This window comes from Haloarcula quadrata (assembly GCF_003634715.1).
In the GTDB taxonomy this organism is placed as follows: Archaea; Halobacteriota; Halobacteria; order Halobacteriales; family Haloarculaceae; genus Haloarcula; species Haloarcula marismortui.
The window spans coordinates 2910298-2924536 of the sequence record NZ_RBWW01000001.1 but is presented as its reverse complement, the minus strand read 5'-3'; the positions used below and the strand labels follow the sequence as shown (position 1 = coordinate 2924536).

Below are 14239 nucleotides of genomic sequence, written 5' to 3'. Positions count from 1 at the left end.
TCTCGCCCTCACTGTCAGTATGCGCTGGCTGTCGACAGCCGCGGTGGTCGTTGTTCTCCTGACAGCCGGCTGTAACGCCTTCGTCGGCGCTGACACTGCTGATCAGCGAACTGTCACGCCCGCCCCGGTCCCAACAGCAGCCGAGTCGGACACGGCAACGTCGCTGGACCCGCCGCCCGGCGTTACCACGGAGCGCCTCGAAAACGTCGCCCTCCTTGCGGCTGCTCACCGACAGGCGCTCAACGGTACTACCTACACCCTGCATGAACGCTACAGCGAGTTCACAATCGGGAACGACAGCAGTTCCGTCCGGCGCGAAGAGACTGTCGCCGTCGAATCACCGACGCGGTACCGCGACGAGATGGTCAGAATGAGGACGGACTCGAACGGGGCCGTCGAGCGGTACGAACAGTCGACCTACGCCGACGGCACCAACTGGTACGAGCGCCGTGACAACGGCACCGTCGAGCGCCAGCGCGGCGAGGTCCGGTTCAGCCGTGATAAGTACGCCTACCGGACCGCGTTCTACCTGAATCGCTACGCCGTGGTCAACCAGAGTGCCACGGCCGTCATCACACGGGACGGCGGCCGAGTCTACCGGATTCGCGGTTCCGGCGGCGAGATTCCAGCCGCGGAACGGCTAGAAGAGTTTCGTGTCGAACTGCTGGTCGAATCAAATAGCCTCGTCCGCCAATTTAGCGTCTGGTACCGTACCGAGGACCGTATCGTCGAATACAGTTTCTGGTACGAGGATATCGGCGAAACGACAGCGGAGCGGCCGGCGTGGCTCAACGAATCAACACCGGCGAATTGAGTGAGGTCGACACGCGGCACCGCACGCCAAGTGGCTACAGGCGGTCTGTCTCGGTTCGAACTTCGTCAGTTCCGGACGTGCTTCCTGCTCGGTCGTCGTAGTATTTCCGGCCGATAAAGTCGTCGTCGAGATTCCCGACCAGAGAGTTATACAGCCCCTCTGCGGACTGGTACGTGGCCTCACTGGTTCGGGCCAATACCTCACTCATTTCGACCGAGTCACCGTTCTGAGCGGCCAGTTCGACATCGCCGAGTTGCTGGACGACAGTGGCGTGCTCAGCGGGAAACTCACAGGCCTGGTCGAACAGCTGCAACGTTTCTGAGTAACGCATCTATACAACACCTCTATATTCCTAATTAAAAAATATTATGAATTCTGTTTGTCCGGTGATGGGCTTCGCCGACCAGATCCGGTCGGTGGGGTGAGACCTACTATTTCGCTCCACTTGGCGCGGGAAAACATTTCACGGGTCGTGACATATGTGTTCATATGACAATCCGATTGTCAATTCCGGACGACGTAACGGCCATCAATCAGGTGGCGACGGCGGCCTGGGAGACGGATTACCCGGACATCCTCTCGCGCGAGACAGCTGAGGACGGCGTTCGCGACTGGTACGCGCCCGAACAACTCGAATCAGAACTGGTCGAATCACAGACGCTCCTGCTCGTCGCCGAGCGCGAGGAGCACGTCGTCGGGTTCGCACACGCGACGTGGCACGAGACTGACCAGGAAGGCTACATTCTCCGGTTGTACGTCCATCCAGACTACAGGCGCGAGGGAATCGGCCGGTCACTGTTAGAACAGACCTGCGAGGAACTGTTCGAGCACGATATCCACCGGATCAACGCAATGGTCCTCTCGGCGAACGAACCGGGAGCCGAGTTCTACGAGGGATTCGGATTCGAATTCGCCGACGAGAGCGAAACCGAAATCGGCGGCGAGCGCTACCCTGAGAGCCGCTACGTCCTCGCAGACGAGTCGCGGGTCTAGAAGCATCGGTCGCAGTGGCCCGATGCTGTTTACCTGCAATGGCGGCTGCCCGTCGGCACAGAACCGACCAGAAAATAGAGACACAGCAGGGGTCGTGCACTCCGCGGCTCTGTCAGTCGTTCCTCGCGTTTCGGGGACCGGGACCCTCACAACGCCGTTCCGGTACGAGAAATCTCACTCCGTTCGGCCGCTCGCTACTCACGGGTCACTCTGTTCCCCGTCGTCGGGCGGCGATACCGCCCGACTGCTTGCGGGACCGAAGGTCCCGCTCCGCTCGCATTTCCGAGGCAGTTCCTTGTGGTCGTTCCCTCGCTACTCGCGGGTCGCTATCGCTCTCCGCTCGCACTAATGAGGGCCGCGCTTCGCGCGCCCCTCGCTACTCCTCGCCTAGAATGCCACGCTTCGTCATCTTCTCGGGGTCGAGCACGTCGTCGACCTCGTCTTCGTCGAGATAGCCCTCTTCGAGGACAACCTCGCGGATGGTCTTTTCATCAGCAAGCGCCTTCTTCGCGACCTTGCTCGCCTTGTCATAGCCGATGGCGGGGTTGAGTGCTGTTGCCAGCGCCATGCTCTGCTCGACGCGCTCGGCGCAGTGGTCTGCGTCGGCTTCGAGTTTGGCGACGAACTTCTCGCCGAACACCGCGCTGCTGTTGGCGATGAGCTTGGCCGACTGCAGGAAGTTCGAAGCCAGCACGGGCTTGTAGAGATTCAGGTCGATCTGGCCCTCTGCAGCGCCGGCCGAGACGGCGGCGTCGTTACCGACGACCTGCTTGTGGACCTGATTGACCGCTTCGGCGACAACGGGGTTGATTTTCCCGGGCATGATCGAGGAGCCGGGCTGGTTCTCCGGCTGGTCGATCTCGCCGAGACCGTTGCGGGGCCCGGACGCGAGCAGTCTGAGGTCGTTTGCGATCTTGTTCAGTGAGCCGGCGACCGTCCGGAGCGCGCCGTGGGCTTCCGACATCGCGTCGTGGGCGGCCTGCGCCTCGAAGTGGTTGTCCGCCTCGCGGAAAGTGAGGTCGGTCTCCTCGCTGATGTACGTCGCGGCTTTTTCGGGGAATTCGGGGTGGGTGTTCAGGCCGGTCCCGACTGCGGTTCCACCGAGCGCGAGCTCGGAGAGGCGACCGTGAACGTCCTGAACACGGGAGATACCCTTCTCGACCTGCGTGCGGTACCCGGAGAATTCCTGCCCCAGTGTCACCGGCGTCGCGTCCTGCAGGTGGGTTCGTCCGGTCTTGACGACGGTGTCGAACTCGTCTTCTTTGGCTTCGAGTTCATCACGCAGCGTCTTCAGGCCCGGAATCACGTCCTTCTCGACCGCTTCGAGGGAGGCGACGTGCATTGCCGTCGGAATCACGTCGTTGCTGGACTGGCCGAAGTTGACGTGGTCGTTCGGGTGGATCTCGCGGGTCCCGATGTCACCGCCGTACAGCTCCGTGGCGCGGTTGGAGATGACCTCGTTGGCGTTCATGTTCGACGACGTGCCCGACCCGGTCTGGAACACGTCGACGGGGAACTGGTCGTCGTGTTCGCCGGCGATGACTTCGTCGGCGGCTTCGACGATACAGTCCGCCTTGTCTTCCGGAATCGTTTCGAGGTCGCGGTTCGCCTGCGCGGCCGCCTTCTTGACGACGCCGAGCGCTCGGATGAACCGCCGCCCGAAGGTTACGTCGCTGATCGGGAAGTTCTCGACGGCGCGTTGCGTCTGTGCGCCCCAGTACGCGTCGGCTGGCACCTGCATCTCACCGAGGCTATCCTGCTCTGTCCGGTACTCGTCGGTCATACGTCCGGGGGGTGGTCCGCCCGGTCGTAAAACCCACCGGTACGAGTCGGGACACCACTCGGCACAGCCCTGCAACTGCCGGGACAGTCGTTCACTGGCCACCACAACTCTCCAGTTGGAGAGCGGAGACCGTGGGGCTCAGAACCCGTGACTTGGATAAACGTGTATTATCATTCGGAAATATTAAGTAGAATCTCTCTCCACTTACCATGAGTTCGACGCCACAGAGACGTTCATGACTGATGCCCCCACAATGTCCGGTGACGGCGGTGTGTTGCTGCCGTCGTCGGCTGTTGGGGCCCGATGGGACACCGACGGACGTGACACATCGCGAACGCTCGCAGCCGGTGTACCCGCCGCGTTGCAATCGCTCGCCCGGCACGACGACGGGATGGCACACCCGTCATCCGGCGTATCCACGCCGCCCGCCAGCCTGTGTTGGTGCGACAGGTGGGCGGGTCGCGTGGTCTACGTGCGTGCTGGCTGGCGAGTCTATGTGACTGACGACACATCCGTCGGGACGATGGACGGCGAACTCACGTCGGCGAACCACTGACCAACCATGCGCGAGATACTCAGTAGACTCCTCGCCACCGGGGGTAGGCTCCGGTCGGCGGTATCGAGAGACGAATCGGACGGCGACCAACTGGCAACAGACGGCGGGGCGACGGTGAAGACGACCCGAGGCGATTCGCTTCGCAACTCGCTTCCGGTCGAATGGGAACTCATCGAATCCGCCCCGTTCTGGCTGCCGCCAGTCCTGCTTGCAGGTTTTTTTGTGTACGGCGCCATCGCCTGGAACTTCCTGTTGTCACTGACTGAGTACAACGGACTCGGCGGGGCCCAGTACGAGAGCTTCGACCTCAGTATGTACAGCCGCATGCTGAGCGACGGGGCGTTCTGGCAGGCAGCACAGAACACGGTGGTGTTACTTGTCGTGTTTACCGTCCTCTGTCTGGCGCTTGGCCTGTTCGTGGCCATCCTCATCGACCAGCAGATACGTTTCGAGAACACGTTCCGGACCATCTACCTGCTCCCGATGAGCCTCTCGTTCGTCGTCACGGCGACGATGTGGGCGTGGGTGTACAACGCCCGCAACGGCGTGCTCAATCAGTTCTTCCGAGTGTTCAATCTCGAAGGAGCCATCGTGGGACTACTCCGGCCGGCCGGAGTCAACGCTGAGGTCATTCAGTGGCTCTCCTGGAACACGACCGCACTGGCGGCGGTCATCTTCGCGCTCATCTGGCAGTTCAGCGGCTACGCGATGGTCGTCTTCCTCGCCGGCCTCCGGGCGATCCCGACCGAACACTACGAGGCTGCGCGGGTCGACGGCGCGTCGACGGTTCGGATGTACGCACGGGTAATCATCCCGCAGCTCCGCGCTTCCGCGGTGTCCGCGTCGGTGGTGCTGATGGTGTTTGCGCTGAAAGCGTTCGACTTCATCTACGCGCTCCGTGGCTCACAGCCGGGGGCGAACATGGATATTCTGGCGACGATGATGTATCGGGTCGCGTTCGACAGCCTCCAGTGGGCGTACGGGTCAGCCGTCGCTATCGTGCTGTTTGCCCTCGCACTGCTGGTCATTGGTCCGTACCTCTACAGCGAATACCGACGGGGTGAACTATGAGTATCAGAGACGGCGGTTTCATCGACGAACTTCGCAGTACAGAGAACAGCCGTATCGGCCTGTATGCCCTCCTGCTGGCGGGCATTGCCTTCTACCTCTTCCCGGTAGAGACGGCCGTGATGACGATGTTCAAGACCGAGAGCGCGTTCGCTCGGACGCTCCCGTTCGCGCCGCCGGGCACTGACGGCTTCACGCTCGACGCGCTCACCACCGCCTGGAACACGCTCCGTCCGGGACTGGTGAACTCGCTGCTGATGGCGATTCCCGCGACGATTGTGTCGGCGCTGCTGGGCAGTATGACCGCCTACGGTCTGACGACGATTAGCTGGCGCGGGCAGGTCGGCGTGGTCGTCCTTATTATCGCGGGCATCTTCATCCCCTATCAGGCCGTGCTGGTCCCGCTGGCACAGTTCTGGTTTCAGGTGCTTCCGGGGCTGCTCAACGGCTTCGTCAACACCGTCTTTGGGTTCATCACGGGCGGCAACTGGCAGTATCCGAGCCGTAACGGATACGTGCAGTTGCTGCAGCTGTCGATCACCCACGCCGCGTACGGGATTCCGATCTGTACGCTGCTGTTCCGGTCGTATTACCAGAGCATCTCCGACGAGATGATCGAGGCCGCTCGCCTCGACGGCGCGAGCGCGTTCAGCATCTACCGCAACATCATCCTCCCGCTGTCGCTGCCGATGTTTGCGGTGACGCTCATCTACCAGTTCACGCAGGTCTACAACGACCTGTTGTTCGCGCTCGTACTCGTCAACGAACCGGCTTCGCAGGTGGCGACCCAGCGTCTCGCGGCGCTCACTGGTGGGGTCGTCCAGTCGTTTAACACCACGATGGCAGGGGCCATCGTCGCAGCACTTCCGACGCTGCTCGTCTACATCATGTTCGGCGAACAGTTCGCGAAAGGCGTCGCTGGAGAATAATCACGGAGGTATTCACAATGGCACAACTCACACTGGACGAGGTAACGAAGACGTTCCAAGACGACGACGGCGAAATCATTGCAGTTGACGAGGTCTCGGTCGACATCGAGGACGGGGAGTTCCTCTGTGTCGTCGGCCCATCGGGCTGTGGGAAATCAACGACGCTCCGGATGATTGCCGGGCTCGAAGACATCACGCGCGGCGAAATCCGACTGGACGGCCAGATAATCAACGACCAGCCGCCGGCCCGTCGGAACGTGGCCATGGTGTTCCAGTCCTACGCCCTGTACCCACACATGACCGTGCGGGAGAACATGGCGTTCGGGCTGGAGGAATCGACGGATATGCCCGACGACGAGATCAACGAGCGCGTCGAGAAGGCGTGCAAGGATATGGGCATCTTCGAGCTCATCGACCGCAAGCCCGGCGAACTTTCCGGCGGGCAGCAACAGCGCGTGGCGCTTGGCCGCGCTATCGTCCGGGACCCCGAAGTGTTCCTGATGGACGAGCCGCTTGCGAACCTGGATGCGAAGCTCAAAGCCGAGATGCGGACCGAACTTCAGGAGCTCCAGCAAGACCTGGACGTGACAACGGTGTACGTCACCCACGACCAGACGGAGGCGATGACGATGAGCGACCGCATCGCCATCCTCAACGACGGCGTCCTCCAGCAATGCGCGACGCCGCTTGAGTGCTACCACGAGCCGAACAACCTCTTTGTCGCTGGCTTCATCGGCGAACCGTCGATGAACTTCTTCCCGACGACGCTGGAGGGGTCGACGCTCAAAGGTGAGTGGTTCGAGTATGAACTCAGCGACGAGACGGTCGCCGCCGTCGAGGGCACGAGCGACATCACGCTCGGCATCAGGCCCGAAGACATCGAATTCGTTCAGAGCGACGTCGGTCCGAACGTGTTTGATTCGACGGTCCACGTCGTCGAGCCACGCGGGAACGAGAACACGGCGCACCTGCAGTTCGACGAATCGATGGACGACCAGTTTATCGCGACGGTTGGCGGGATGAAACAGCTCAAAGCCGGCCAGCACGTCAAAATCCGGTTCCCCGAAAACGCCATCCACCTCTTCGACACGAGCAGCGGATCGGCCATCCGGAACCGCACGCTCGACGAGATCGAAACGGTCGAATCTGTCGTCTGAGCTGAAACGGTCGTATCCGTCCTTATTCCGCTGTTGGTCGGTCGTGAGCCTCTGCTTTCACGCCCAACGGTCGAGTCCGGTCTGGACAACTGAGTCGTCAATGCGTTCGAACCCGCGAGCGACCTCGTCAGCATCGACCTCCCACTGGTCGGTGACGAACGTGCGAGCGGCATCGATGTCTGGCTCGATGCTGTCCGGAATTTCGTAGTCATCGGTGGCCGCGGGGTCGAGAAACAGGTCCCGAATGCGGTCGGCATGGTCGATGTGTTCGCCGCGGGCCGCAAGCACCGTGTAGAGGTCGCCGTGCTCGTGGAGGTCTTTGACGGCTGTTTTGGGGCCGATACCTGAGATGCCCTCGTTGAAGTCCGTCCCCATCAGAATCGCCGCGTCGACCAGTTGTTCCCAGGTAAGGTCGTGGTGCTCGAGTGTGGCCGCAAAATCCATCAGTTCGGGGTCGCCCTTCGACGTGATCTGCCGGAGCGTCATCGGCGCGCCGAACAGCAGCGCATCGTAGTCCTCCGTCCCGACGTAGTCTACGTCGCCACGCCGGGCCATCACCGACGCCTGCCCCTCACCTTCTGCCGGGGCGTCGACGATAGGCACGTCGAGGAGTTCCAGCAGGTCCCGCGTCGTGTCGACGATAGTGTCGGTCAACCGCTGCGTGCGGGAGTCAAGCTTGGCGACGCGGGTGCTGTCGCCCGCTTCCCGGGCTGCCTCCAGTTCGGACTCGTATTTCTGGCGTTGCTCGCGGCGCTTCTCGACCTCGTCGTCTTTGAGGTCCGTGACTGCGCCATCAAAAACGAACACCGGCGTCATGTCGTGCTCGAAAAACTTCGGTAAGCCCTGAACGACTCCAATGAGGTTCGCCACCTCCTCGCCGTTGCTGGTGGTGTACTTCGACTCGCTGGTGAACTTCACCGTCGTCGTCAGATAGCGATAGAGCCAGTTGTGGGCGTCCACGGCGACGACGCTCCCGCCGAGGTCGTCGAACGACACGTCCGACAGGGCCGCGAGCGACCGCAAATCAGCGTTTCCCATTGGCAGGCCTTTGGCCGACAGCCGTTTGAATCTCTCGGAGACGACGTGCTACTCCGTGATGGCACACAGTCAGCGGCGGTTGAGCGGCTCAGTCGGTCCGTGCGGACGGCTGCTCGGCCCACTCGTTGAGGACCGTCGGCGGGTCGGCGTCGGCCTTCGCTACGAGAAACGACTCCTCATCGGGTGAGAGGTCGCGCTCCCGAAACAGGTCCAGCCCGGCCTGATACCGTTCGGTACTGCGGTCGCCCGGCCAGACGAGGTCGAGTTCGGCCATCCCCGATTCCGCGCCGCTAAAGCAGAACCCGGCCCGGTAGGCAGCTTGGTATGAAAAGGGGTTGTTGACGCCGATGGACACGCGTTCGAAGCCCCGTTCCGTGGCCCGCTCCCGAACGAATCGGAGGAGTCGGGCACCGAGTCGGTCGCCCTGTCGGTCCTGCCGAACGGTGATATACCGGACACAGAGGGTGTCCGGGTCTGTCCGGTCGGCGTCGAACGCAGCCGCGGCCACGACGCCGTCGTCCCCGATAACAGCCTTCCCGGTCGAGGTCATGACGAACTTGCCCGCGTACGCGAACTGCTCGTAGTCCAGCCGGAGCCGGTGGCCGTCCTCGGGCCAGCCGAGCAGCGTGAACTCCATAGTTCAGCTGAACGGGCCGCCGACTGTAATCGGTACTGGTCGCTGTTTCAGGGCACCAACCGTTGTCGTCAAATCCGAGGGAGGGAAGTGCCCGGAGTCAGAACTCTCTGTATGAGCGTCTCGACGGTGGGGAACGGTCGTATCGAACTGTCCGCTCGGACGGCGCTGGTCGCCGTCGGTGACCTGCTGGCGATTGCCCTGTTCGTCGGTGTCGGTGAGCTGACCCACGGTATTAATCCGATACTCAGTCCGAGTCGGTTTGCCGGGACGCTGACGCCATTTTATATCGGCTGGCTCCTCGTCGCAGGGCTTGGAGGACTGTACACCGCCGCCGCGACCGCAACGGTTCGAGCGGCTCTCGGTCGCACTATCGTGGGATGGGTACTGGCAGTTGGGATCGCACAGGGACTTCGGTCAACGGCGATGTTCCCCGGCAGTGCGGCGCTGACATTCGCACTCGTCTCCGTGCTTGTCGGGGGCACGCTGCTGTTGCTCTGGCGCGGCGTGATTGCAGTCGCAAAATAGAGCGGCCTGTAGCAGGGATGGGGTGTCGATGACGGACTATCGCAGGTTGGCGACTTCAAGCGACTCTGTCGACTGAATCCATGCCTGGTGGTTCTCCCGGTCGTAGATTACGAACTCCTCGTCCCCGATGTTCAGTTCGGCGTATCGTCGTTCTTGGTCGTCGGTCGCGGCGTCCGTCGTGTTGTCCGTTGCGTTCGTGCTCATTGTCTCGTTTGGAATCGGCGTTCCGTTTTTCTCCGGTTCAACGTATCTTGGCGTACCCATCCGTTCTAGGCTAAGGCTGAGTTAGCAGGAAAACCACCAGATGTTACCGGGATGAGAAACCGGTGGAAAGTGAATGAAACTACCACCGGATGAGGTAATCGAAGAGCGGTTGGTGAATACTTTTCCAAACAGCCGGCTGCGCGAGCTGGCTCGCGCAACCGGACTGGTGCAGCGCGACGGCGGGAAGTTGGAAGCTGACGCTCTGTTCTGGGCGCTTGCGCTCGGATTTCTCTCAGCCGGGCACAGAACAATCGAAGCGTTCCGCCAAACCTACATCGATACCTTTGGTGGCACGATCAGGTACTCATCCTTCTACGAGTGGTTCACGCCTGAACTGTGTACATTCCTTCGAGAGGTCCTCAAGGAGGCCCTTGAGGACCTCGATCACGAGAGCGACCGTCTCCAAGGACGGTTTGAGGAGTTCCGTGAAGTCTTCATCGTGGATATGACAGTCATTACGCTGTTCCAGGAGCTGTTTGATGAGTTCCCTGGCTTTGGTGACGACCACGCTGGAGCGAAGCTCCACGTGGTCGAATCAACCAGTACAGGCCTCCCTACCGAGTTTTCTATCACAGACGCTCGCACGCACGAGTCAACGCAGTTGTCGACTGGACCATGGCTGGAGAACGCACTGCTGCTGTACGATCAGGCGTACTTCGAGTACCGGACGATGGACTTGATCGACACTAACGGCGGCTGGTTCCTGACGCGGTTGAAGCCAAACGCACAACCGAAGATCGTCGACGAACTCAGGGAATGGCGTGGCAACGCCATTTCTCTGGAGGGAGAAAAAGTTCAGGATATTCTGGACGATCTGCATCGTGACGTGATTGATGCCAAGAGCGAGGTCGAGTTCAAGCGACGCGTCTACAACGGCACGCGCAGCCGTGCCGTTGAGACGTTTCGCGTCGTTGGTGTCTGGAACGAGGACCAACAGCAGTACCACCTCTACATCACGAATCTTCCAGCTGACGACTACGCTGCCTCAGATATCGCAAAGCTCTACCAAGCTAGATGGGAAGTAGAGCTTCTCTTCCGTGAACTCAAGACTACATACGCCCTTGACAAGATGGATACAACCAAACCAGAGGTCGTTGAAGCGCTCATTCTGATCAGCCTCATTTCACTCATTGTGAGCCGGACACTTCGAGAACTGTTCATCGAGATTCTCGAAGACAACTGCAGTGACGACGACATTGAGCCGTCGTCACTGCTGCCACGAGAGCGCTGGGCAAAGGCTGTGAGCCGCCGGAATGATCGGATACTCCGCCGAGTCGCTCGGCGACTCGGCTATGAGACGCCAAGTCTCGTCAAATCGCTGATGAACGACGGATTGAACCCGAACGCTCACCGTACCTTATTGCTTGAGGAGGTACAGTACAACTCGTTTGACGCCAAGCTCGCGTAATCCAGCGAGAACGCTGGATTCGCGTCGCTGGTTAGCTGCGCTACTCGGTCCAGATGGGCAATTCAGTGCTTCTTCCTCCTGAGAGAAGTTCAGGCTGTCACACACGAGCAGATCGAATCTTCAGCGCCAGTTATTCACCGTAGATGTATCACCAGCTCTGGCACAATCTCTGTCAGCCGAATCAAGTTAGACTAGAACGGATGCTTGGCGTACCTAATAAGCACATGGACCCAGTTATCATCGGAGAAAATGGGCAGCATGACCACACCATGAATAACCTAATCTAGTTCTCAAATTCTGAAAATGGGCGCATAGCTGGGTCCTATCCCGAGAAACAAATAGTCGTTACGCACCTATCGTATAGCGGTTGGTAAACACTGTATTCCGGCTTTGTAGTAATACTACACACCATGCGCGTGGCCGCGGGCCAGGAATACCGGGTCGTCCCTGTCCTTATATTGTGAACAACTCACAGGAATAGAGACATATTAAGCTTTTCCCCATATCCAACTCATAACTTATGAGATTGTTACTCAGCGGGTACTGAGTAAATTTGTAGGGGCCATTGAGTGTATTATGCCGTATTTTAGGGAAACATTCATATACCACACTGCCGTAGGATAATTCATACTTATGACGGGTTATTACGACATCATTCTCGGACTCATTCCGCTCGCCATGGCCGGCATCACTGCCTCTCTGTTCGTTGTCGGCTTCGAACTGACGACAGCGATTCCGATGGCTTCTGTCGTGACGGTCGGCCTTATCGGCCATGCGATGTTTGTCCGTGCCCCCGTTGACCCGGTTCCAAGCGACACGTCTGCCCAGAGCGCGCAGTCGGAGCCGGTCCAGACCGCGGATTAGGCGCTGTCCCACCCGTCACTTCTCCTGTCTTCGATAGACCTTCCGTGACTGTGTACCCGGTCGAACAGATTGGCCACCGCCGGGCAGTATAAGAGTCGGTCGCCCAAACGACGGAGTATGACAACAGATGCGACAGCGCTGTTCTTGCAGAGTGACGAGGTCGCTGACCTCGCTGGACCCGCCGAGTACGTTGACGCCGTCCGGGAGGGGTATCGCCAGCGTGGCGAGGGGGCCCCGGCGACTCCCAGAACAACGCTGTTCTCGGACGAGCCTGCGGGCATGTTGACGGGCTATCTCGCGATTCTCCCCGACACTGGTGCGATGGGTGGATACACCTACGCAGCCGGTTTTAGCGGACGGGACGCACACTTCACGCTCCCGATTTTTGACGCCGACAGCGGCGACCCGCTCGCTGTCCTCGACGGTGCGAGCATGAACCCTCACAAGACTGGCGCGGCCGGGGCTGTCGGTGTCGACGCACTGGCTCGCCGTGACGCCAGCGACCTCGCAATCATCGGCAGCGGCGCACAGGCCCGCGGCCAGGTCCGTGCCACGGCGACGGTCCGTGATTTCGACCGCATTGAGGTGTACTCGCCGACAGCCGACAACCGGGAGTCTTTCGCTGCGGAGATGAACGACGCGCTGGACCCGACAGTTGCAGCCGTCGCGTCCCCGGCCGCAGCAATCGAAGGGGCCGATGTCGTTATCACGGCGACTAGCGCGAGCGAACCGGTGTTCGACGGTGACCTGCTCGAACCGGGCACCCACGTGACCGCGATGGGCCAGTACCATCCCGAGAAGAACGAGCTAGACGCGACGACAATCGAACGCGCCACGTACGTTCCGGACCTGCGCGAGCGGGTGACACAGGACGCCGGGTCGTTCATCAACGCCCTCGATGCGGGCGTCGTCGATGAGGACCACGTCCACGCGGAACTGGGTGATATCGTCGCTGGAAACGCCTCCGGGCGGCAGTCTCCCGAGGAGATTACAGTCTTTGACTCCGGCGGCACAGCCATCGAAACCGTCGCTGCGGGCCATATGCTGTACGAACGGGCGAAGGCAGACGGTCGCGGCGAGAAGATCGACTTCGCGCCCGCGAGCAAAGCCCTGACCGGCCGATAGCTGTCGCGAGAACGCAGTTTAGAGGTACGGACCGAGACCGAGGGCGTCGACCAGACTGATGCCCGTGGCGAGTGCACCGACGATGTAGCCGGCGATGGTCCCACCGTTTAAAAGCGGAAGTCCTGCGTGCGCGCGTCCCTTCAGCACCATCCAGAGCAGTATCGTCAGGCCGAGGTAGGATCCGACCATCGCGGTCAGCGCTGGCAACGGAACGCCGAACACCGACAGTACGTCCGATGAGGCGAAGAACGCGGCGCTGGCGACGAGTATCGACGGAATAATCGCGTCACCGAGGCCGATAAACAGTGCGTCGCGCTCCAGTGGGTCGGCGTGAACGTCGTCACTTTCGTCCGCTTCGCCAGTGCCCGTCGTCGCCTCAGTGTCGTCGTTCGCCGCCGCCGAGTCATCGCTCGTCTCGTCTTCCGCTGTTGGGTTCGGCGTCGTCGCGTCGAGATAAGAGTACGACAGCGTCATCGGAATCACGAGGACGACAGGGACCCTGAGATCCATCACACCGGAGGCCAGCGTGAGCATATGTTCGGTCCCGTAGACACTGATCGCATCGTATACCGCGAGCACAGTCAACAGGACGAGCGCTGGCAATACGCCGAAACTGATACCGAACAGGCCGGCAGCGGCAGCCCCCATCACCGCACCGGCGCTGTCGATGACGTACCACTCGGGATAGACCAGCAGCGCCGTCCCCAGACCCAGCGCTAACAGGACGGCGCCGACGTTGAGGCCGGCGTACGTGAACACCGGCGGCACAAGTACCTGAAACACGTACAGAGAGAGCCAGGCAGCCGAGAAGACGATGAGCCCGCGAATGAGCTGATCGACATCGTAGCGGAAGGCAAGCAACATGACTGCCGTGGCAACCAGAATCGCCCCGATGTACATGAGGCTGTTCGTGGGGTCAGACGGGTCCTCGACAGCCTGGTAGCCAGCCGATTCGAAGGGCTGGACCAGCGCTAGCGCGCCGAGTTGGACGAACAGGAAGATACCAGCGATAAGGCCACAGCCGCCGAGGATTCGCCACCGTCGCTCCATGCACACACGTCCTGCAGGAACCGGTTTG

Annotated in this window: 16 protein-coding genes; 10 read left to right on the top strand and 6 right to left on the bottom strand. The window is 60.8% G+C overall.

All coding sequences use genetic code 11. The features are described 5' to 3' along the window. Positions 1–19 precede the first annotated feature (19 nt). Positions 20–814: a DUF7537 family lipoprotein gene (locus BDK61_RS15105; protein WP_004963442.1), complete on the top strand. Its 795-nt coding sequence runs from the start codon at positions 20–22 to the stop codon at positions 812–814. 34 nt (positions 815–848) lie between these two features. Here BDK61_RS15105 and BDK61_RS15100 read toward each other — a convergent pair whose 3' ends face one another. Then, positions 849–1145: a DUF5789 family protein gene (locus tag BDK61_RS15100; protein WP_004963440.1), complete on the bottom strand. Its 297-nt coding sequence runs from the start codon at positions 1143–1145 to the stop codon at positions 849–851. Between the two features lie 158 nt (positions 1146–1303). On the opposite strand from BDK61_RS15100, the gene BDK61_RS15095 reads away from it, so the two are divergent. Beyond that, positions 1304–1807 carry a GNAT family N-acetyltransferase gene (locus tag BDK61_RS15095; RefSeq protein WP_121303637.1) on the top strand — a complete coding sequence of 168 codons (504 nt, stop codon included), beginning with the start codon at positions 1304–1306 and terminating at the stop codon, positions 1805–1807. 376 nt (positions 1808–2183) lie between these two features. Here the strand turns inward: BDK61_RS15095 and BDK61_RS15090 are convergent, their stop codons facing one another. Further along, positions 2184–3590, bottom strand: coding sequence for a class II fumarate hydratase (locus BDK61_RS15090; RefSeq protein WP_121303636.1), 1407 nt, complete (start codon positions 3588–3590; stop codon positions 2184–2186). Between the two features lie 235 nt (positions 3591–3825). Between BDK61_RS15090 and BDK61_RS15085 the strand changes: the two genes are divergently transcribed. The 4 genes from BDK61_RS15085 to BDK61_RS15070 are packed head-to-tail and all read left to right on the top strand — an operon-like array spanning position 3826 to position 7300. After that, the gene (locus tag BDK61_RS15085; RefSeq protein WP_127013537.1) at positions 3826–4146 is read left to right on the top strand and encodes a hypothetical protein; all 321 of its coding nucleotides are present in this window, start codon (positions 3826–3828) and stop codon (positions 4144–4146) included. A 6-nt stretch (positions 4147–4152) separates the two neighbouring features. Continuing rightward, positions 4153–5217: a carbohydrate ABC transporter permease gene (locus BDK61_RS15080; protein WP_004963430.1), complete on the top strand. Its 1065-nt coding sequence runs from the start codon at positions 4153–4155 to the stop codon at positions 5215–5217. Next, the gene (locus tag BDK61_RS15075; RefSeq protein WP_004963427.1) at positions 5214–6143 is read left to right on the top strand and encodes a carbohydrate ABC transporter permease; all 930 of its coding nucleotides are present in this window, start codon (positions 5214–5216) and stop codon (positions 6141–6143) included. The genes BDK61_RS15080 and BDK61_RS15075 overlap by 4 nt, the downstream gene beginning before the upstream one ends. Before the next feature lie 17 nt (positions 6144–6160). Then, positions 6161–7300, top strand: coding sequence for an ABC transporter ATP-binding protein (locus BDK61_RS15070; protein WP_007188224.1), 1140 nt, complete (start codon positions 6161–6163; stop codon positions 7298–7300). 57 nt (positions 7301–7357) lie between these two features. Here the strand turns inward: BDK61_RS15070 and fen are convergent, their stop codons facing one another. Together fen and BDK61_RS15060 are read right to left on the bottom strand one after the other, a co-directional pair. Next, complete coding sequence (gene fen / locus BDK61_RS15065) at positions 7358–8338, bottom strand: flap endonuclease-1 (protein WP_011222786.1); 981 nt, start codon at positions 8336–8338, stop codon at positions 7358–7360. Positions 8339–8426: 88 nt separating this feature from the next. Next, on the bottom strand, positions 8427–8975 hold the full coding sequence (locus tag BDK61_RS15060; protein WP_121303634.1) for a GNAT family N-acetyltransferase: 549 nt from the start codon (positions 8973–8975) through the stop codon (positions 8427–8429). 111 nt (positions 8976–9086) lie between these two features. On the opposite strand from BDK61_RS15060, the gene BDK61_RS15055 reads away from it, so the two are divergent. Then, positions 9087–9500, top strand: a complete 414-nt coding sequence (locus tag BDK61_RS15055; protein ID WP_121303633.1) for a DUF3054 domain-containing protein — start codon at positions 9087–9089, stop codon at positions 9498–9500. A gap of 36 nt (positions 9501–9536) precedes the next feature. On the opposite strand, the gene BDK61_RS15050 is transcribed toward BDK61_RS15055, so the two are convergent. Beyond that, positions 9537–9764: a DUF7331 family protein gene (locus BDK61_RS15050; protein WP_121303632.1), complete on the bottom strand. Its 228-nt coding sequence runs from the start codon at positions 9762–9764 to the stop codon at positions 9537–9539. Between the two features lie 73 nt (positions 9765–9837). Here BDK61_RS15050 and BDK61_RS15045 point away from each other — a divergent pair, with 73 nt between their 5' ends. The 3 genes from BDK61_RS15045 to BDK61_RS15035 all read left to right on the top strand — a co-directional run bounded on the left by BDK61_RS15045 (position 9838) and on the right by BDK61_RS15035 (position 13161). Continuing rightward, positions 9838–11172, top strand: coding sequence for an IS4 family transposase (locus BDK61_RS15045; RefSeq protein WP_244209691.1), 1335 nt, complete (start codon positions 9838–9840; stop codon positions 11170–11172). Between the two features lie 633 nt (positions 11173–11805). Continuing rightward, on the top strand, positions 11806–12036 hold the full coding sequence (locus BDK61_RS15040) for a hypothetical protein (RefSeq protein ID WP_004963405.1): 231 nt from the start codon (positions 11806–11808) through the stop codon (positions 12034–12036). Positions 12037–12153: 117 nt separating this feature from the next. Continuing rightward, a complete protein-coding gene (locus tag BDK61_RS15035; RefSeq protein ID WP_121303631.1) occupies positions 12154–13161 on the top strand; it encodes an ornithine cyclodeaminase family protein in 1008 nt (335 codons plus the stop codon). 18 nt (positions 13162–13179) lie between these two features. Here BDK61_RS15035 and BDK61_RS15030 read toward each other — a convergent pair whose 3' ends face one another. Then, on the bottom strand, positions 13180–14211 hold the full coding sequence (locus BDK61_RS15030) for a presenilin family intramembrane aspartyl protease PSH (RefSeq protein WP_121303630.1): 1032 nt from the start codon (positions 14209–14211) through the stop codon (positions 13180–13182). Between the last annotated feature and the right edge of the window lie 28 nt (positions 14212–14239).